Below are 20,004 nucleotides of genomic sequence, written 5' to 3'. Positions count from 1 at the left end.
GAACACCTGGTCCGCGCAACTGATGCGATGTGCATCAATGAAAGCAAGCAAAGTCACCAATGGTATTACAACTTCAAATATCTGATTGTAGGTGTGTTGTTCGGCATTGTGTTTGTCAAAGCCGAAGTAATCAGCTGGTTCAGGATCCAGGAGATGTTCCGCATTCAGTCTTTCCACATGTACGGGATCATCGGCAGCGCAGTGCTGATAGGAGCGCTCTCTGTTTGGCTCATCAAGACCTTTAAAATCAAGACCATACATGGAGAAGAAATTACTTTCTCTGATAAAAAATTCAACAGAGGGCAAATTTATGGCGGGCTGACATTTGGACTGGGCTGGGGACTAACCGGCGCTTGTCCGGGACCATTATTCGCCCAAATTGGTGTAGGAGCCACGGTGGGAATCGTGACCCTACTGAGCGCCATCGCCGGGACATGGGTATACGGGCGTTTCCGGGAGCAGTTGCCCCACTGACATTAACACTGAGGGGATGGGATATCAAATTAAATAAACCCGTCTGCCCCGACATTTTCAATCCATTTGGTAATCTTGTGACGAAAACTTCATTCAGTGATGAAAAAAGCCTCAATCTTATATTCTTTTGCGGGCGTAGCGATCGGGGCAGTCCTGGGGTATTTATACTACCACTTCATTGGCTGCTCCTCGGGTACATGCCCCATTACTTCAAACCCTGCCAGCTCAACCGTGTATGGCGCTGTGATGGGCGGATTGTTGATCGGTTCAATAGCCAGAAAATAGTCCGTAGCGTCATGGAAGGTTTCTGGAATGAAAGGTAGTCCCGTGAAGAATACGTATACGGGACCAGGCCCAACGCCTGGTTCAAACACCAGTTGAATCTGAAATGAAAAGCCATTGTCAAATATTAATAATCGGCGGCACGGCAGGCATTATGACCGCCGCACAGTTAAAAGCCAGCAGGCGTTCGCTAGAAGTGGCCATCATAGAACCGTCCGCGTCTCACTGGCACCAACCTGCCTGGACATTGGTCGGGGCGGGAAGCTATACGAGAAGAAATGAAGCATCTTTGATTCCCGATGTTGCAGACTGGATTCAGAACCGGGTTACGGGGATATTCCCATACCATAATGAGGTACAAACCAAGCAATCGGGCTTTATACCCTATGATTACCTTATTGTCTCGCCAGGGCTCCAGATAAACTCCGATGCCCTTCCCCAGCTAAAACAGGCTTTACTGACGGATTCGATTTGCAGCAACTACATCGATCCTCAGAAAACCTGGGACGTTTTACAGAAATTCAAAGGGGGAAATGCATTATTTACCTTGCCTTCCACCCCTATTAAATGTGGTGGCGCCGCAGAAAATCATGTACCTCGCCGACGATCATTTTCGGAAAAGCGGCGTAAGAGGCAACACTAACGTTATTTTCGCCACTCCCGGGACCGTCATATTCGGAACGAAGGAGTTTGCCGACACACTGACCAAGGTGATCAAAAGAAAAGATATCATTACCAGGTTCTTCTATGCTCCTGCCAGCATCCATCCCCTGAAAAAGGAAGTCCGGTTCAGATACACCGGCCCTGAGGAATGGAAAGGCATCCCGGCCATCAACGAAAAGATGGGTCTGGATAAGCTGGTTACCGTGCCTTATGATATGCTGCACCTGGCGCCGCCGCAATCAGCCCCGGATTTTATCAGGGAATCGGTACTCGCTGTCCAGAATGGGGCCAATCAGGGTTGGCTGGATGTAAATATTCATTCCTTACAGCACAACCGCTTCCCGAATGTATACGGTCTGGGTGATGTTGTCGCCCTGCCGACGGCTAAAACGGGGGCGGCTATCAGAAAACAAGCTCCGGTGGTAGTGTCCCATATTTTGTCGGAGCTGGGAGAAAAGTCCCAGCCGCAAATGTACCATGGCTATTCGTCGTGCCCCCTGGTAACGGGCTATGGCAAAATGCTGCTGGCCGAATTCAAATATGGCAACGAGCCTGGCAGCGATCCCTTCTTGAGATGTCACCGTTAAAATAATCCAGCAGGTTGCTGACCTGCCGGATTATGCTTTGATGGACTTTGCTATCGTCCCATGTCGGCTTGATGATTGCTTTACACATTTTCGAAAAAAAATCAGGGATGTATGTAAGCCCAGCCCTCGGCCTGGCGTATGATCAGCTCACCGTTGGCGCTGGGCGCAAATGAAACAAACGGCCACAGCTGGTCTTTGCCAATCTTTCTTTCCCGTAGGGTATTTTCGCATTGGACCAGTATTACCCCCTTATCCAGTAATGCCCTAAGTTCAGCTTCATAAGGGCCGTTGTTCATGTAAAGCGCCACCCCGCCTCCATGCACGATCAACTCTATCTGTAACTTCCCTTTCAGGCGCGGATCATCCAGCGCGTTCTGGATGTTTTTCAGCGTCGCCTTTATTTTCTTCTCCTCCTCGGAATTAAGCTGATAAATCGCTCTGTACATCTTTTTTGTTGCCTGGGCACCGTTGAATGTCAAAGGATCGGCCTTCTGTGCGATAGTTTTACACGAGAACGCCATCAGCGTGGCCAGGCATGCGAGTCTGAATACTTTCATTTTGTCTGATTGGTTTAAAGCCGCCAACTTATCCAAAAGCTGTATTACGCTTTGTGACAATTGTTACATAACAGCGGGGATAACATGGTTAATTTTGCCAACGATGATAAGAAAGACAAATCATATCCCCACTTATAATATTTGCAACCTAAATGGCCAGCAGGACACAGTCAAGGACATCACCGTTTATGACCTTCAATATTTTCTGGGCATCCGGATATGATTTTACCTCACCGGCATTCGTTTTATCAGCTGTTATATATTTCGTCCGGTGCGGGGCGCCATGTCATTGATTTTGAGCAGTACGATGTAGAACAAGGTTCCATCTATTTTCTTGCTCCCCGGCAAGTCCACCAATGGCTTTTTGATCATTCAACTCAAGGCTCTGGACGACCGTTTTGATGCTTAGCAAAAGTGAGAATCTCAGAAAGCAAACCACAGTACTGGACAGCAAACACCTACTCATCAAAGGGTTATACTAAACAAAATAATCACACTAAACGCAGTATAGCGATTTGAGGAAAAACAAACCTAGAAAACAACGATGCAAATGATCGTATGTAACATTTATCACTGACCAGGGCTTTTGCGGCAGGTACTTTTGCAGAGTATTTAATTCAACAACTACTCAGAAATGCAAACCTCAGAAGTTTTGGGATTTTCAGCTTCCATATTAATCGGGATAAGCCTCGGGCTGATCGGAGGGGGAGGCAGCATACTTACTTTGCCGGTGCTCGTTTACATAATGGGGATCAATCCGGTACTTTCAACGGCATATTCCCTTTTTGTTGTGGGCACGACTTCACTGGCAGGGTCATTCAATTTTATGCGCAAAGGGCTTGTCAACTACAAAGCCGCCCTTGTTTTTGCCGTTCCATCATTTGTCGCCGTATTTCTCACGCGGAAATACCTGGTTCCGATGATACCGGATTCGCTCTTTACGCTGGGCGGCTTTGAGGTAACTAAAAATACGGGGATCATGCTCTTTTTTGCCCTGGTGATGCTGGCCGCGTCTTATTCGATGGTCAAGGAAGACAAGACAGAGCCCGAAGACGCCCGCGGTGAGCTGCAATTCAACTACCCGCTGATCGGACTCGAAGGAGGTGTTGTGGGTATACTCACCGGCATTGTTGGCGCGGGAGGCGGGTTTCTGATCATCCCGGCGCTGGTCTTATTGGCAAAATTACCTATGAAGATGGCCGTTGGAACCTCGCTACTGGTCATTGCAGCCAAATCGCTGATTGGTTTTGCGGGCGATATTTCAAATACGACCATTGACTGGACTTTCCTTTTGGAATTTACATCGCTTTCCATAGCAGGTATCTTTCTTGGATCCTTTCTCGGCAAATTTATTTCAGGTGAAAAACTCAAAAAATCTTTCGGTTGGTTTGTGCTCGTGATGGGCATCTATATCATTTCAAAGGAAATTCTTTTCAAATCGTAGTCGGCATAAGCAATGTCGCAAGCGCAGCACTTTCCGATGCAGCAAATAGGAAGCCATGAAAAGGCCAAAGCAAGCTTGGTATACGTATATACCAAAGAGTTGTATTCGGTACAAGCTTTGCTTAATTGCTTATTGAAGCTCAAAGCAACAAAATAATCAGGATTATCAAATTCAAAAACAGCCTATTCTCCAATGATATCTCCCGATGATTCCGTTGTTAAATTAATCCGCTCATTGAAGCTGCTTACGGGTCTTTTAGCCGTTGCTTTCGGGTTGTTTTCCGTGTTTTTGCTTGTTGTACTGTTCGGCAAGCCCGAGCCTGGTCCGGATCAAGCCGCCGGTGAGAAATTAACCGAAACCAAGACGGCCGACATAGCCCGCCTTATGCCGTGGAAGGGTCCGTCTGAAAGCGATCTTTCAAAGCTTACGCCAGCCGAACAGCAAATGGTCAGATACGGGAAAGAGCTGATTGTCCATACATCGGATTATCTCGGCCCCAAAGGCAGTGTAAAACACCTCTCCAATGGAATGAATTGCCAGAACTGCCATCTGGATGCCGGCACCAAACCTTGGGGAAACAACTATTTTGCCGTAGAAGCTACTTATCCCAAGTTCAGGGCACGGTCTGGGAAAATAGAAACCCAGGCCAAACGGATCAACGACTGTTTTGAGCGAAGCCTGAACGGAAAGGGCCTGGATGAGCAAAGCAATGAAATGCGGGCCTTGCTGGCCTATATGAAGTGGCTGGGGACAGGTGTTCCACCGAAACAAGCACCTGATGGCATTGGGATCTATAAAATGAATGATCTTGACCGAGCCGCCGACCCGGTAGCGGGCAAAGCGGTATATGAACAAAAATGTCAGAGCTGTCATCAGCCTGCCGGAGAAGGTATGCTCGCCTCCGATGAAATACATTATTTATTTCCGCCTCTTTGGGGCAAGCACAGCTACAATACCGGTGCGGGGCTTTACAGGATATCCAATTTGGCTGGCTATGTGAAGGCGAACATGCCGCTCGGGGCTTCCTACGATGCGCCGCAGCTCACTGACGAGCAGGCCTGGGATGTGGCCGCTTTTATAAATTCCATGCCCCGCCCCCAGAAGGATCTGAGTAAAGACTGGCCCAATCCGGCAGATAAGCCCTTCGACCACCCCTTTGGCCCCTATGCGGATCCATTTTCCGAAAAGCAGCATAAGTATGGCCCATTCAATCCCATAAAAGACTGGCAAAAGCGGCACAAGAATCTAGATGCCAGATAGCTTTCGGGGAAGATTCGGAAGGAAGTAAAACCTAAATCTATGAAAACACGCCTCTTTCTTCTCGTCCTTTGGTGGATACAGACAAGTTTCCCACTTCTCGCACAGGAAGTTCCAAGGTCGCAGGAGGTAATCAGGGATACGAATACACTTCGCCATTTTCTGAAAACGGGGAAGTTTTACGGTCATGCAAAATCTTACTGGTCGGCAACCCTAAACCAAAATCGACTTACCGACTACTATGCATGGGCGGTGGGCGGTGGAATTGGTTATCAAACGCCAAAGCTGGCCAAGCGATTTCAGCTGGGAATCAGCGGCTTTTTCATATTTAACCTGGCCTCATCCGATCTTGCTCGTCCTGATCCGGCCACCTCTATGGTAAACCGCTATGAAATCGGTCTTTTTGACATCGAACGCCCGAATTATCACCGGGACCTTGGTCGCCTGGAGGAATTTTACCTCAAAGCTCATTTTGGTAAAAAGTCGATACTGACCCTCGGCCGCCAGGTTTCTGAATCCCCCTTTATCAACCCACAGGATGGACGTATGAGCCCGACCTTAACTGAGGGTGCAGTGCTGGACGTTAATGAATGGCCACATTTGAAATTACGCAGCCAGTACCTATGGCGAATTTCGCCCCGCTCGACAATGCGCTGGCTGGAAATCGGCGAAAGTATGGGAATGTACCCCGTGGGGGTTGGTCTCGATGGGCGACCTTCTCAGTACAAGGGACAAACGGAGTCGGATTTCATTGCAATTTTTGGCGCTACTTACAAAAAGTCGAAATGGGAGATACAGCTTTGGGACACTTATGTGGACAATGTTCTGAATACTTTTTTTGTAAAAGCAGAGTGGAGGTCGCTGGCCAAAGGCGGAACAAACTGGATGACAGGAGCCCAGCTTACGATCCAGAACATCACAGGGAACGGAGGAAACCCTAACGCCTTGTTAGCCTATGCGCAGCCCGGCAGCGCGGTAGTAACCTCAGGACGCATAGGGCAAGAATCTGAAAGATTTGACTGGTATCTGAATGCAACGCACATCTGGTCTCAGCAGCGGTACCTGATGCCAAGAGAATGGGGTAAAGAACCATTTTACACCTTTATGCCCCGTGAGCGTAACGATGGGTTCGGTAACTTAACGGCCGCTACCGTGAATACCCGCTTTAAACCGCAAAAGGACATCGAACTAACATTAAGTGGAGGATACTTCCATTTGCCTGATGTCAAGAATTTCCGGCAAAACAAATATGGGATGCCCGGCTATTCACAAATCAATTTGGGTCTTACCTACCAATTTGACCAATATCTAAAAGGACTCAGCGCTTTTCTGCTGGTGGTCCGCAAAGACAAGATAGGCAGCGTCTATGATGACAGCCGGTACATCTTCAACAAAGTCAACATGGTTCATGCCAATCTTATACTCAATTACTGTTTTTAACATGGTCAAGACATAATTTTCCCATCCACCATCTCGATGATCCGGTCACAATTCGCGGCAAATTCATCGTCGTGGGTGACGGCTATAATGGTTTGTCCTCTTTCCTGAGCCAATTGACGAAAGATGTCAAACACCACTTTGGTATTCTTCGAATCGAGATTCCCGGTAGGCTCATCCCCCATGATGATTGCCGGCTCGTTGATCATCGCCCTGGCAATCGCCACCCGTTGCTGCTGTCCGCCCGATATTTTCGATGCCTTCTTCATTTCGTGCCCTCGAATATCCAACATCGTCAGTAGCTCCATGGCATTTGCTTCTATCGACTCCTTGGGCTTTTTCCCTAGTTTGAGTGCAGGCAGCATCACATTGTCCAACACCGAAAATTCAGGCAGCAGGTAATGAAACTGAAACACGAACCCGATGTGTGCATTGCGGAACCGCGACAATTCGTTTTGGCTAAGCCCGGTAACGGTGGTGCCATCGATGATGATCCTTCCCTGGTAATCGGTATCCATCGTCGAGAGAAGGTAAAGCAGGGTCGATTTACCGGAACCTGATTTGCCGACAATGGCCACAAACTCTCCTTTTTTCACTTCAAAGCCCACGTCCCTGAGTACCTGGAAGGTATCCGGCTCATGGAAATATTTGTTCAGGCCTTTTACCGACAATGCTGCGTTCATTTGTTTATGATTGATTAACCTCTCAGTATTTCCACCGGATCGACTTTGGAAGCTTTGCGGGCTGGCAGGTATCCTGCCACGAATGTGATGATCAATCCAAAGACCATTGCCAGAATATAGTCGGCTGGCAGGTAAGAGATCGGGAGCGTATCAAAAGATGCGATTTTGAAAGGAATCCGGTCAACAATGGAAGCAATGATAAACCCGAGCAACAGTCCGACAAAGCCGCCGATCAGACCAATGATGACAGATTGCACCAGGAAAATTTGTACAATGTCCCTGCCCTCGAAACCCATTGCTTTCAGGATCGCTATTTCCCGCATTTTCTCGTTGACGGTCATGTTCATAATGTTGTAGATACCGAACCCGGCCACGATCAGTATGGTAAGTGACACCGCAATCGCAATGATATCGCGCAGCGTGTTAGCCGACTCCAGCTGCCCGTTGCCTTCCTGCCAGGCCTCCGTTTTGTACCGGATATTGGGGCGGACGTCACCCGCTACTGCTCTTGCCTTGTTGTAATCGTCGATATTGGCAAGCACTTCGGTTGCATAGCTTTTATTTTTAGAAAGCAACTGCCTGGCCGTGTTGATCGAGATCAACGCGCGGGACTTGTCTACGCTACCGGTTCCTGTCTGCATCAGGCCCGTCACCCTAAGGATTTTACCGACCCCGTCCGACGTGGTTAGCGATACATTGTCCCCTACCGACGCATTAAGCTTGTTAGCCAGCCCTGTACCCAATACAATCGCATCAGAGCGTCTTTCCAGCTCGTTTACATCGCCCTCCGTCATATATTGTGCCGTATTGAACACCCTGATCTCGTTGGCTACATCGATGCCCGATAAGGTACCGCTCACTTTGGTCACCCCGTTCCTAAAAAACACGTTCTGGTTGACCTGCTCGGTAATGTTCACTACCTCTTTGTTGTTTTGCAATGCCCGTACGACCTCCTGAGCATTCCTTATGCCCTCGGTATAACTAATGTGCCTGGCATTCCTTACACTGCGCAGGGTATCTCCACCGCTGTCCTGGGGAATAAGTATCGTTGGCTCTCCGCCCTGTTCATTATACACCCTGATGTGAGCCATGGTGGTAAAGGTGATCTCTGTCTGCGCGCCGTTCACGCCATTCATAAAGCTGTTCATGAAAATGTACATCGATATGCCGAAGGTTACACTCAGCACCGCTACGATCAGCTGCCTTATTTTGGAAGTCAGATGGACCCAGGATATTTTCGTATTTACGTTTGCCATTTTGTTGTTTTATATCTTGCGGTTGAGCGTGTGCCGGTTCATGCTGCGAACAAGCGCCATGAAAACATCAGCGTATCCGGTGTTCGGTTGTGTCAGGTACCGGGTAGTTCAACGCCTTGTTTCGCGTCTTTATCGTCCTCAGGTAAAAGGATGATGTCTTTTTCGGTCAGGCCGGCTTTCACTTCCACCCAGCTGCCAACTTTCTGCCCTGTTCTGATCGCCCTTTCCTTTCCGTCCCGCATTTGTACAAACTGCCCTCTGACCAAAGCCGCGGACGGGATCACCAACACAGACCTGATCTCATCCTGCGCGATATTGGCCTGCAACTGGGTACCCGATAATAGTAGCGGCGGCGAAGTGACAAATTGTGCTTCCACCGAATACGATTGTTCCGTCTGGTCGAATGCAGGCAATATGCGCGTGATGGTTGCCGTGAAAGTCGTATCGGGATAATTGTTCATCTGTATGATAGCGCGTTGGCCCAGCCTGAGCCGGGTGATATCATCTTCGGCGATAAAAAGCTTTATAACGTGCCGACCGCTGCCAATCTTCGCAATGAGCTCGCCCTTTCGCACCAGCTCACCCTTCTTTTTGAGCAGGTCTAACACAATGCCAGGACGATCGGTAGTGGTTTTGTACTCGCTCAATATGGCCTGCTGGGTTTTTACCTGTTGAAGACTTCGGGCGGCGTTCAGGCGCAGTGCATCCTGTACCTGGCTGTAATTTTCTTCCAACGCCACCAGGTTACAGTGTGAAGTTTTGTAGGTCAGTTGGGCTTTTTCCAATTCCAGCTGTGACGCTGAATTCTTACATCGTAACGCTGTATAACGCTCATAGTTGATCCGGTCCTGATCGAGTTGTGCCCGCGCGACAGCGATTTGGGCTTCCAACTGTGAGAGCTGTGGCGCACCAGGGGCGGCATTTTTCAGGGCATCGTTGTACACAATCCGTGCTTCCCGCAGCTGCGTGCTGGGAACATCGCTTTTGATACGAACCAGGATCTGCCCGACGCCAATTGGGTCTCCCTCACGCATATAGAGCTCTGTGATCGTACCTTCCGCCGTAGCGGCGATCACGTATTCATTTTCCTGTTCCAGATGTCCGCTGGCAAAAACAGCCTGCTGCAGACTTTTCCTGACCGGGCGGGTTTCCTGCTGGTTGCTGCATGCCCAGAGGCCCATCAGAAGTATTGGTATGATCACTGCCCTGCTATTCGACTTCATTGATTCCGATGTTATAGGTGTATCCGCAGATAGCGCTTGTAATAACTGATGTAGTAGTTGCTAAGGCTTTGCATGTACTGGTTTTGCACGGCCAACAGGTCCTGGAATTTCCCAAGCCTTTCATCCAGACCGATGATCCCGCTCTCATAACGGTCGTTGGTGTGGCTGTCGCTGCTGCTTTGTAGCCCCATGATCACCTCCTGCCGTTTTAAGTCTTCCATGCTCTGCCTGTACTGGATTTGCAAGTTCTCATCTTCCTTTTGGGCCACGCGGGCCTGATTGTCTAATACCTGTTGCTGCTGATGGAGCTGTATTTGCGCCTGGGTGATTATTTCCCTGGCAGACAGGCCGTTGAAAACGGGTATAGTGAGCTTGACACCCCAGAATTGCTGGGGTAAGCTATTGGCCGAAGACAAATTAAACATTTTATCGGTGGCCCAGCTGCGGTTGTATTGGTAACCCACAGAAAGGGAGGGATATGGCATCGACCTGCTTTGTGCGAGCTGCCGCTCATTCAGTTGCAGCTGCGCCTTGTGGACCTGCACAAGCGGATGAATAAGGTTGGCCCTTTCTTCTTCTTCTTTGCCGATGGGCTGCGGCGCAGACAGACCGCCGGAGAGTATAATCTGCTCGGAGGTATTCAATTGGGATTGAAACTGATTGTACAGCTGCGCCAACGACGCCGAAAGGTCTCCTGCCTGCTGGACGGCTTGAATGTGCTGGATTTCACTGCGATTAAGGTTTTCCACCGTAAATATGTTGGCTTCGTATTTGTCCCTAGCAATGCGGTAAATGCTGTCCGAGGCCGCGACATTGCCCCTCGCTATCCCGATATACCTTTCGGTAAGCAAGATGGAGTAATAGGTCTGCGCAAGCTGATCATATAGCTGAAACCTGGCATTGCGAGTATTGGCCTCGCTAAGCTTTTGCGTCGCCATCGTGGTTTTCAAATCGAACCATTTTTGGAAATTGAGCACATCCCAGCTTGCTTGCACGCCCGTGCTGTACAGGTACCGCCTGCCGAAAGTATACTCATTAAAGGTCCCTTCGGGAGCCACGGGATTGAACAGGCTGGCCGGAACGAGCGTGGGCTGAAGTGTAAGGTTATCATTAAACCCGGCCGAAGCATTCACAACGGGAAGCAAAGCCCCTTTCGCCCCCCTGTTTCTTGAGGCTGCAATCAGTTCCTGGTTCCTTGCGCTTTGTATGCTCACCGCGTTCTGATCCGCAAAGCGGAAGACGTCTTCGAGCGAGCTAAACCTGACCTGTGCCCTACCAGGAAAACCGGCGGAACAAAGAAGGAATAACAGGAGCATTAATTTTAAGTTTATCATCTTCAACAACCGCTTAGCCTTTGTGGCAACGAAATATACCAGTAGACCTGGATCTGAAAACCGCTCAATTCAAGATCACTTACATCTTTTCCATCGCTTCGTGCGGCTTATCATACCGACTTTTCCGGTCATTTCGAGTTCGTCGTCGCCAGGCATGGAAATGCTGACCGGGAGGTACCGGTCACGTGCAGGTATATACGCGCTTCCTTCCCAATGGTCGTTTTTGTAAATGATGTTTTTCATTACGATATCTCCCACCCTCACCTTGCCGGTGTTGCTTTTCAGCCAGATAATCTTTCCCGAATAACTTCCATTAATTTCATAGATTTCCATTTTGCGGTCGCCGTCCTGGCTGAGCCATTTTCCGGTAATCTCGGCCTGGCCGTAGCCGACACTACGCCAAAAAATAAGAACGCCCGCTATTAAGTGTGTCGATTTGCGGAATAAACTCATTGCTGTTTTGTTTGTTTGATTTTTAAAATAAACATCTAGCCTGATCCCCCTTTTACCAAAATGAAGTGAAGCGGACACATTGCCGGTTAAAAGGGACCAAATGGCTACCGGGATGGTATGGGGAGGTGCCACTAGTCTACCTTGTGACCAGGGCATAACTCACCCTCAGGGTCAGCGATGGCAAAAAGAAAGAGCTAAAACTTTCCTTGGTTCTTTCCTGCAATATCGGTTCTGCGAACTGTTTAATTAGCACGTTGCCAATGGGCGAGCTGGATTCGATCGCCGTACGACTACCTATATTCCATTGGGCCGACAACTCGGTATGAAATCCAAAACGTGGTATTTTGCTGAAACCAAAGCGTCTACCAAGTGTAATACCCAATCCTTGCAACGTGACTTTGGAAATGATCCGGGTGGTTTCATAAAATTCACTAAGCCGGGCATTTTTATCTACCAGGTCCAGTATTTTGTCTTTTCGGCCCTGATCATCGAGGAAGTCATAGTTTTCAACTAACTGCTGTGTTGTAGACGGCAGCGTAAACTTCCGGTTCTGAAAATTCAATCCCGCATAAAACCTCCCTCGCCTGGGAAAATGATAAGTAAGGCCGGTTTCAAAGACTGTGCCATCTCTGAGATTGTCCTTGATGAACTGTCGCCGCATCTGCTGTTCCACTTTTCTATTCGGTAGCGCATTTAATGCAACAGTCGTGTAAAACCGGGAAAATTGCCCAAAGCCCAGGTAGCCAGAAAGTTTCGGTTTCATCATCACTTCAAGGCCAATGGCTTGCTGAATCGGAAACTGACTTTTTAAGGAGACGGTCAGGATCGCAGCATCTTTTCCATGGATCTTCTTGTCGCCGGTTTGGGCCATTGCAACCGAATTGACGAAATAAAGCAGGTAACCTAAGCGCAAGTAAGACCAGGCAGCATAGATCAGCGCTTTGTTTTTCATGCGGGAAAACATTTGTTTAAGGTGCCGTTACTTCCCGTGTCTCACTGGTGTGCGCGCTAAAATATCCCAAAGCGCCGCCTTGCATATTGCTGACCGGATTGGCCGGGGACGCTGCGCTCCCGTCGCCCAGCGCACCGCGGTCGAGACTGTACCAGTACTGATACCCCGCCTGATTGATACACTGCATTTCCACGTTGATCTTGTCGCCAGGCAGTATGTCATTATCATCGTCTGCCGGGTAACGGAGGGGCGCGGTCACCTGATTACCATCCGTCCGCTCGTCATTACGGATAAAAATCGTTTTTTCCTTAACCCCGTTTTTAAATTGAACAAAACGGTAAAAGTTGATTTTGCTCGCTGGGTCCGTGTAAATGACATTAGCAAGATAGCGCACCCTGTTTGAAAGGTTGGAGCCGTCCGGTTTAACAAATAATGAATCCATTTTTACCCCATCAGGCATGACCGAAGTTGCCGTATATTCGCTTCCGTTTAGGGTCACATGCAGGCGATAGGTCATTCCGGGCTTTCCCAGCAAAAGGGAGTCCTGATAAAATCCCTGCTGCGTTTCTTTTAATGGATAGACGTTTCCCTGTGAGTCTGAAATAGTGACGATCGCGCCGGAAACGCCTGGGTAGATACCAGGGTTCTCAAAATCCGTCGTTTGGGAAATCACTACCAGTGCACCTTTCTTTTGATTGGTGATCTGTCCTTCAATCACATACTGCTGATCCGCCGGGTTCAGTTCAACATCGATCACCTTTTCACAGGAAAAAAGACAGCATGTGAGCAGCAGTAACGCGGCTGTATATTTTCTGGTTGACATTTCTTCGGTTAAAATTTGAAATTGTAGCTGATCGATGGTATGAATTTAAAAAGTGCCGTTTGGACTGCCTCCGTTCTGCCAGGGACCGACTCGCTGTCGCGGAATTCGATCGTGTACGTGTTTTCCCTTCCATAAGCATTATAGAGGCCGAATGCCAGTTCCTGTTTCAGCTGTTTGCGGTCGCGTAGTTTCATCGTTGCACCCAGATCAAGCCGGTGATAATCTGGCATCCGGTAACCGTTTCGTTCGGTATAATAGTAGGCTGTCTGCCCATCCACCTTGTATTTGCCGGCCGGAAAAGTGATGGCGTTCCCGGTGTAGTAGACCCAGTTAGCAGATAGCGTCCATTTGTTGTTCAGCTGGTAAATACCTACCAGGGCAACATCATGCGTACGGTCCTGACGGGCGTTGTACCAAAGGTTGTCGTTGATACCATCTATTTTTCGTTCCGTTTTGGACAATGTGTAGCTGATCCAGCCGGTCAGTTTGCCCGATTTCTTTTTGAGCTGCCATTCGGACCCGTAAGCGCGCCCCTTGCCGAACAGCAGCTGGGTTTCAATCGCATCGAAATTGCTGAATATATTGGCCCCGTTGCGGTAGTCGATCTGATTTTCCATGGTTTTATAATAAATCTCCGTACTAAGCTCGTACCGGTTCTCGGCAAGGTTTTTGTAATAACCTAGTGAGACCTGGTCGGATATTTCCGGTTTGATGTTGTTGTTGCTCGCGATCCACTTATCTGTCGAGTTGGAAGCGGTGGAATTAGATATCAGGTGCAGGTTCTGCACGTTCCGCACGTAAGACGCCTTCACCGAAGCGAGCTCGTTTAGTTGATAACTGGCAGACAGCCTCGGTTCCAGGTTCAGGTATGTTTTGGCGATCTGGCCCTTGTCGTAGTGAAGGGTGTCGATTACCGCCCCAGCCGGGGTCACGGTATAATAATCACCCTCGCCAACGGCGCTGAATGCCGTGAGCCTGAGCCCATAGGTTAGGTTCAGTCTGGAAGAGACCTGCCAGTTGTTCGACGCAAACGCAGTATTCTCCCAGGAAAACCGCTTTTGTAGTTCCGAAGCATTAATACTCGATGAACCGGTGGGCGTGACCTCACCCGGCGTGATGGTATGGCGAATTGCATTCACCCCGAACCGGACCGTATTTTTGTTGTTGGGAAACCACTGGAATTCCTGTTTGAGGTTGTAATCGCGGATTTGCGAAAAGATATCGAACTGGTTTCCACCATTCTGAATGGAGACATTGTAATCGTAGCTACTGAAAATCAAGGAAGTATTCGAAAACAGTTTACTGTCGAAGATGTGGTTCCAGCGCACAGTAGCCGTTGCATTTCCCCATTGCAACCCGAAGGTTTCGCCCATGCCCATATCGTCCTTTCCAAAGTAGCCCGAAACGTATAGGCGGTCTTTTTCGCCAAGACTGAAATTGAGTTTGGCATTCAGGTCATAGAAATAGAGACGATAATCCCTGTACTCGCTCGAAGCCTTTAGAAATGCATCCGCATATGTTCGCCTGGCGGAAAATAGGAACGAGGATTTGTCTTTTTGAATGGGTCCCTCCACATTCAGCTTAGCCGAAATAAGCCCAACCCCGCCACTCACCTCATAGTCCTGGTTGTTCCCTTCGTTCATTTTGATATCCAGCACCGAGGAAAGCCTGCCGCCGTACTGGGCGGGCATTCCCCCTTTGTAAACAGTCATGTCTTTGATGGCATCGGCGTTAAACGTGGAGAAAAAACCAAGCAGGTGAGACGCATTGTAAACTGGTGCTTCGTCAAGTAGGATCAGGTTCTGATCGGTGGCTCCGCCGCGTACATAAAAGCCGCTCCCGCCATCCCCCGACGGCTTGATCCCCGGTAATAATTGCAAAACTTTCAGCGGGTCCCGTTCTCCAAACAGGACGGGAACAGTACTTATCTCCTTGATATTCAATTTTTCTGCGCCCATCTGCGTGCTGGACACCTTGTCATTTTTGTCGGCCGTAATGACCACCTCATTCAGGGTGGTGGCCTGGTCCGATAAAGCAATTTCCAGATTCTCGTCTCTATCGAGCGATATTTCAAACGCCTTTTCGCTGAAACCAACCAGCGAGTAAATCAAAGTGTAGCTGCCGAGCGGAAGACTTAGCGAGTAAAAACCGTATTCGTTGGTTACAGTTCCGGTGGCAGGTAATTGCTTTACCCTCACCGTAGCGCCGATCAGCGTTTCGCCGCTAGCCGCATCCTTTACAGTGCCGGCAAGGGTAGCTTGTTTTTGTTGTGCCAATGAACTCCCTGCCGCCAGAAGGAGCAGGCAGAGCGTCAGCTTGATCAATCGGATCATAAATTGAAATGATGTTTAGCGCGAGAAATACCTGTTAGTCAACACTTTGTAACAGCTACTCCACTTTGCCGACAACCACGTAGCTTTCACTCCCATTTTCGGAAACGGATTTTTCGTAGTAGGTATCGTTGATTTTGTAATATTTCCGGCCTGCGATGTAAACACTTTGTGCGCCTTCAGGCAGGGAGGATAGTTGGGACGTACTGTTTACCGCCAATTCCTTGGGAGGTTCTACTACCTCGTACAGGCCCGGCGAATACTGTACATAATATACGCCACCGGCATAGAAATAGGGCATTCTGCCGATTGTAACGCTGGCGTAACCAACGGGCAGGACAGCTACGCGAAGGCCGACAGGCGGCCTGACCACTACATACCCGCGACCATACGGTTTATAATAAACGCCGCTGTGATAGTGGTACCGAACACCGGCGTGCACGACGATCTTCGATTCACGTGGCGGCCGCCGGATCATTGTAACTGAGGATTGGGCATTTGCATGCAATGAGAGCGTCATCATGGTCATAACCAAAAGCCCTTTGAGCGTTTTCATGGAATGTTATTTTTAATTTTGAAATGACTGAAAACCAATGGACTGATAATGCGTTGATTTCTTTTCAAAATTAAAACCGTGCACAAGGACACTTCGGGACAATCGGAATGAAAGGGACAAAAATGCAGCTGAACAGGCCAGGATCAATGGACTTCCAGCCAGCGCAAAAATTCTGAAGACTTGACTTTGGACACAATCACCGGCTCGGAAGTCGGAATGGCTAGTCTTACAACAAGGCGTCTTGTAAAGTAATGTTCCGCGTTAACCACGCCGTTGCGGTTAACGATAAACTGCCTGTTGGCCCGGAAAAACAGGGTACCATCGACCAGGGTTTCCAGCTCGTCAAGGGTGTGGCTCAGTACATATTTCTGACCTGAGAATGAATGGGCGCTCACCAGGCCATTTTCGAAGTGGAAGCAGGCAACCTCCGCTATTTTCAGCGGGACGATCTTATCCTGGTAGTGAATCAGAAGGGTCGATTTATAAGAACCCGGACCTAGCTTTTGAAGCATTAATTCCATTTTCTTCGTCAGCGTCTGCTCATATCCGCCATCGTCCGGCTGGCCACCAAATACAGCCCTCATGTGTTGATATTTCCTCAGACTGGCTTCCAGTTTTCTTTCGTCAATGGGTTTGAGCAGATAGTCAACACTGTTCGTTTCGAAAGCACGGATTGCATAGGTGTCGTAAGCCGTACAAAAGATGACCGGTGCGCTGGGTTTGATCTGTTTAAAGATTTCGAAACTCAGGCCATCCGCCAGCTGGATGTCGGAAAATATCAGGTCAGGTGCGCTGTTTTCCGAAAACCATTTCGAGGCACTCTTTATAGAAGGTAGGATAGCTACTATTTCAATGCTGTCATCAAGCATTTCCAGCTGAGCTTTGAGCTCCCTTCCGGTTTTGATTTCATCTTCAATAATCAATACTCTCATTTCAGTAGGGGCAACTTGACGACAAAACAGGCGCTGTTACGAATAATTTCAATCTCCTGGTTGGAAAGCAGCTGGTAACGTTCTTTAATGTTATTCAGACCTTTTCCCGTACTTACTTCCACAGACATTCTCGGTAGAACGTTGTTTTCTACGCAAAGCATTTCCGATTCAATATAAATACGGATACTGAGGGGCGCTTCCACAGATACAATGTTATGCTTTACCGCATTTTCTACCAGGATCTGTAAGCAATAGGGCGGTATTCTATGGTTCAGACTGGTTTCCAGGATTTCGATGTCCACACAAAGGGCGCGTTCAAAGCGTTCCTGCAAAATGTAAATGTAAGACCGGGCAAATTCCAGTTCCCTTTCCAGTGAGGTCAGGTGTTCCTGCTCGTTGCGAAGCAGATAACGGTATACATTGGCGAGTTGCATTACGTATTGTTTGGTCGGAGCATCTGCGGCAATCGTTCTGAGTGTGCTCAGCGAATTAAACAGAAAATGAGGATTTACCTGTTGTTTGAGCAGACCGAGCCGGGCTTCCAGATTTTCCTGTTTGAGCCGTTGGTTCTCGATTCTGGAATTCTGACTGTCTGTGACCAGTTGCAGATAGAAGGAAACAAAATATTCAAGTCCGCCTACCATGAGTCCCCTGAATGCCATCATCATCAGTTTCCGGTCCTGAGGAAGGCCGTTGAGGTTCATCATCGGGAAGCTCTCTGTCTGCATTTCCCGCAAAGGATAAAGAATAACAATAGCAACTAACGCACAGGCTGTAAGGGCGAGGCCCGTTTTTAACGCCTTTCCCCTGATCCAGGTGGCACTCAGTATGTACTGGTTAGTGATCCAGCAGGAAATAGCTATCAGAAATGTGATGCCGGCATTCCTTAGTACAATGTCGCTCTTTTCCACCTGGTCTAATCGTATCGCACTCGATATCAAAACGATCAAAGCGATGAATACCGAAATGATAAGCCCTGGCCAAAGATTGAATTTTTTCATCATCTAAAATAAATCAAAGGAATTGAAAATTAGACACCCACTGAACGCCGATAAATATGAAAAGGACAAAATTGAACTTCAAACGGCCACTGTGGTTCTTAACCGGCCTACTAGACCGCGCCTAAAAAGCAACCTGACTGGCCTTGGGAGAGGAAGATCACCCGGCATATTGTGCAGTAAAATTTAAAGACGAGGGTAACGAATTAAACCTTGTGTCGCCTTCGAAGTCATAGAACCGGATTCTGGCCTACTGGCTTGCATACATTGCGCATAAGCACCTCCGCGTAAATCGTTTAACCCTATGTAAATCATTGCCATGGAAAATATCAGCAAATCGGAACGACTACAGCACCTGTACTGGCGTGCGGGGTTCGGGGCTACCCCTGAGCAGCTACTGAAAGAGGGCCGGCCCGTCAAAACGTTGGTGAAAGAGATGTTAACGCAATCTGACTTTCAGCCGCTCGTAGTTGTGGATGTTGACCAATTTGAAAACAATAAAACGCTTAAAAAACTGGCTGCGAATGGTAAGCCCGATCGTGATGCGATCAAAATGCGGATCAAGGAAAATGCGGGACTTATACGCGACCTGAATGTGCTTTGGATCGAGAGAATGGCTTCCGGCAAGAATATTCTTCGTGAGAAAATGGCTTTGTTCTGGCATGGGCATTTCGCTTGCCGGGTGCTCAATCCAGCCGCCGTCCAGCGTTACCTGAATACGATCCGTACGCATGCCCTGAGCAATTTTGCGGATCTGCTGATGGCAGTTTCAAAAGAGCCGGCAATGCTTCAATTCCTCAACAATCAGCAAAACCGGAAGGGCGCACCCAATGAAAACTTTGCCCGGGAGGTGATGGAGTTGTTCACATTAGGGAGGGCCTCCGGGAGTTATACAGAAGCGGATATCAAGGACGCCGCCCGGGCGTTTACCGGTTGGGGGTATAATCTGAGGGGAGAATTTACCTTTCGGCAAAATCAGCATGACGATGGATTGAAAACGATCTTTGGTCAAACCGGTCATTTTAAGGGAGAGGATGTCATCAGACTACTGCTCGAAAAAAAGCAGACGGCCCGTTTCGTTGCAGGCAAAATATATCAATTTCTGGTTAGCGAACAGACGGACAACCCGGAAGCCCAGACGCGGATCCAAGGCCTTGCCGAAAAATTTTATAAAAGCGGTTATGACATTGCCGGGCTTCTGGAAGACATTCTGACGGCTGACTGGTTTTATGAAACTTCCGTGAGGGGTAACCGCATTAAATCACCCGTCGAATTGATTGCAGGTATGCAGCATTCGCTGGGACTTGTTTTCCAGCAAAAGCAATCGTTGATATTCATCCAACGCACCTTAGGGCAAGTTTTGCTTTATCCGCCTAATGTGGCCGGTTGGCCCGGAGGAAGAAACTGGATCGATTCTTCAAGCCTTTTATTCCGGATGAAATTGCCCGATCTGCTGCTGAGGTCACAACCGGTGACGATGCAGCCCAAGCAGGACGGTGACGTGAATACCCAACTGCTCGCCAGGCGCGGAAGTGATTTGATGCAGGTGAAGATCGACTGGGACGCGTTTGAAAAGTCTTTTTCGGGGGTTAGTTCCGGCCAGTTGGCTGACGCTTTGGCGGCTTATCTGATTCAGCAGCCGCTTGGAAAAACGCAGCGTGCGGTGATTCTTCAAACAGCCGCTGGCAGCGTGCGAGGTGAACCAATCAGAGACTTGACTGCGGCACTCATGGCTTTGCCTGAGTACCAACTTTGTTAGTAGT

Annotated in this window: 20 protein-coding genes; 8 read left to right on the top strand and 12 right to left on the bottom strand. The window is 48.6% G+C overall.

Annotated features, from left to right (window positions below; all coding sequences use genetic code 11):
- The first annotated feature begins 27 nt into the window (after nt 1-27).
- From ACQ4MZ_RS06525 to ACQ4MZ_RS06515, 3 genes are all read left to right on the top strand, one after another.
- Nucleotides 28-474 carry a DUF6691 family protein gene (locus ACQ4MZ_RS06525; protein WP_430843811.1) on the top strand — a complete coding sequence of 149 codons (447 nt, stop codon included), beginning with the start codon at nt 28-30 and terminating at the stop codon, nt 472-474.
- Nucleotides 475-573: 99 nt separating this feature from the next.
- Nucleotides 574-759 (top strand): DUF6132 family protein, encoded by a 186-nt coding sequence (locus ACQ4MZ_RS06520; protein ID WP_291042257.1) that lies wholly within the window; start codon nt 574-576, stop codon nt 757-759.
- Between the two features lie 530 nt (nt 760-1,289).
- Nucleotides 1,290-2,006, top strand: a complete 717-nt coding sequence (locus ACQ4MZ_RS06515) for an NAD(P)/FAD-dependent oxidoreductase (protein WP_430843768.1) — start codon at nt 1,290-1,292, stop codon at nt 2,004-2,006.
- A 101-nt stretch (nt 2,007-2,107) separates the two neighbouring features.
- On the opposite strand, the gene ACQ4MZ_RS06510 is transcribed toward ACQ4MZ_RS06515, so the two are convergent.
- Nucleotides 2,108-2,563, bottom strand: a complete 456-nt coding sequence (locus ACQ4MZ_RS06510; RefSeq protein ID WP_430843767.1) for a DsrE family protein — start codon at nt 2,561-2,563, stop codon at nt 2,108-2,110.
- Nucleotides 2,564-2,782: 219 nt separating this feature from the next.
- Between ACQ4MZ_RS06510 and ACQ4MZ_RS06505 the strand changes: the two genes are divergently transcribed.
- From ACQ4MZ_RS06505 to ACQ4MZ_RS06490, 4 genes are all read left to right on the top strand, one after another.
- Entirely contained in the window at nt 2,783-2,965 is a 183-nt protein-coding gene (locus tag ACQ4MZ_RS06505; protein WP_430843766.1) for a cupin domain-containing protein, read from the top strand.
- Nucleotides 2,966-3,197: 232 nt separating this feature from the next.
- Entirely contained in the window at nt 3,198-4,007 is an 810-nt protein-coding gene (locus ACQ4MZ_RS06500; RefSeq protein ID WP_430843765.1) for a sulfite exporter TauE/SafE family protein, read from the top strand.
- 192 nt (nt 4,008-4,199) lie between these two features.
- The gene (locus tag ACQ4MZ_RS06495) at nt 4,200-5,267 is read left to right on the top strand and encodes a c-type cytochrome (protein WP_430843764.1); all 1,068 of its coding nucleotides are present in this window, start codon (nt 4,200-4,202) and stop codon (nt 5,265-5,267) included.
- Between the two features lie 39 nt (nt 5,268-5,306).
- Nucleotides 5,307-6,704, top strand: a complete 1,398-nt coding sequence (locus ACQ4MZ_RS06490; protein ID WP_430843763.1) for an OprD family outer membrane porin — start codon at nt 5,307-5,309, stop codon at nt 6,702-6,704.
- 5 nt (nt 6,705-6,709) lie between these two features.
- Here ACQ4MZ_RS06490 and ACQ4MZ_RS06485 read toward each other — a convergent pair whose 3' ends face one another.
- The 11 genes from ACQ4MZ_RS06485 to ACQ4MZ_RS06435 all read right to left on the bottom strand — a co-directional run bounded on the left by ACQ4MZ_RS06485 (nt 6,710) and on the right by ACQ4MZ_RS06435 (nt 18,247).
- Nucleotides 6,710-7,384 carry an ABC transporter ATP-binding protein gene (locus ACQ4MZ_RS06485; RefSeq protein ID WP_430843762.1) on the bottom strand — a complete coding sequence of 225 codons (675 nt, stop codon included), beginning with the start codon at nt 7,382-7,384 and terminating at the stop codon, nt 6,710-6,712.
- A gap of 14 nt (nt 7,385-7,398) precedes the next feature.
- Complete coding sequence (locus ACQ4MZ_RS06480; protein ID WP_430843761.1) at nt 7,399-8,640, bottom strand: ABC transporter permease; 1,242 nt, start codon at nt 8,638-8,640, stop codon at nt 7,399-7,401.
- A gap of 92 nt (nt 8,641-8,732) precedes the next feature.
- Nucleotides 8,733-9,863, bottom strand: coding sequence for an efflux RND transporter periplasmic adaptor subunit (locus tag ACQ4MZ_RS06475; RefSeq protein WP_430843760.1), 1,131 nt, complete (start codon nt 9,861-9,863; stop codon nt 8,733-8,735).
- 11 nt (nt 9,864-9,874) lie between these two features.
- A complete protein-coding gene (locus ACQ4MZ_RS06470) occupies nt 9,875-11,179 on the bottom strand; it encodes a TolC family protein (RefSeq protein WP_430843759.1) in 1,305 nt (434 codons plus the stop codon).
- A 93-nt stretch (nt 11,180-11,272) separates the two neighbouring features.
- Nucleotides 11,273-11,650, bottom strand: a complete 378-nt coding sequence (locus ACQ4MZ_RS06465) for a DUF2147 domain-containing protein (RefSeq protein WP_430843758.1) — start codon at nt 11,648-11,650, stop codon at nt 11,273-11,275.
- A gap of 136 nt (nt 11,651-11,786) precedes the next feature.
- Complete coding sequence (locus ACQ4MZ_RS06460) at nt 11,787-12,602, bottom strand: hypothetical protein (protein ID WP_430843757.1); 816 nt, start codon at nt 12,600-12,602, stop codon at nt 11,787-11,789.
- A 16-nt stretch (nt 12,603-12,618) separates the two neighbouring features.
- Nucleotides 12,619-13,425, bottom strand: a complete 807-nt coding sequence (locus tag ACQ4MZ_RS06455; protein ID WP_430843756.1) for a DUF4249 domain-containing protein — start codon at nt 13,423-13,425, stop codon at nt 12,619-12,621.
- An 8-nt stretch (nt 13,426-13,433) separates the two neighbouring features.
- Nucleotides 13,434-15,758 (bottom strand): TonB-dependent receptor, encoded by a 2,325-nt coding sequence (locus tag ACQ4MZ_RS06450; protein WP_430843755.1) that lies wholly within the window; start codon nt 15,756-15,758, stop codon nt 13,434-13,436.
- A gap of 55 nt (nt 15,759-15,813) precedes the next feature.
- Entirely contained in the window at nt 15,814-16,311 is a 498-nt protein-coding gene (locus ACQ4MZ_RS06445; protein WP_430843754.1) for a DUF6515 family protein, read from the bottom strand.
- 143 nt (nt 16,312-16,454) lie between these two features.
- Nucleotides 16,455-17,243 (bottom strand): LytR/AlgR family response regulator transcription factor, encoded by a 789-nt coding sequence (locus tag ACQ4MZ_RS06440; RefSeq protein ID WP_430843753.1) that lies wholly within the window; start codon nt 17,241-17,243, stop codon nt 16,455-16,457.
- Nucleotides 17,240-18,247 (bottom strand): sensor histidine kinase, encoded by a 1,008-nt coding sequence (locus ACQ4MZ_RS06435; RefSeq protein WP_430843752.1) that lies wholly within the window; start codon nt 18,245-18,247, stop codon nt 17,240-17,242. Before ACQ4MZ_RS06435 ends, ACQ4MZ_RS06440 begins: the two co-directional genes overlap by 4 nt.
- Before the next feature lie 313 nt (nt 18,248-18,560).
- Here ACQ4MZ_RS06435 and ACQ4MZ_RS06430 point away from each other — a divergent pair, with 313 nt between their 5' ends.
- Nucleotides 18,561-20,000 (top strand): DUF1800 domain-containing protein, encoded by a 1,440-nt coding sequence (locus tag ACQ4MZ_RS06430; protein WP_430843751.1) that lies wholly within the window; start codon nt 18,561-18,563, stop codon nt 19,998-20,000.
- Nucleotides 20,001-20,004 lie beyond the last annotated feature (4 nt).

The organism is Dyadobacter sp. BHUBP1, assembly GCF_050587785.1.
Taxonomy (GTDB): Bacteria; Bacteroidota; Bacteroidia; order Cytophagales; family Spirosomataceae; genus Dyadobacter.
Note: the sequence above shows the minus strand (reverse complement) of the source record. Positions and strands in the feature narration are given on the sequence as shown.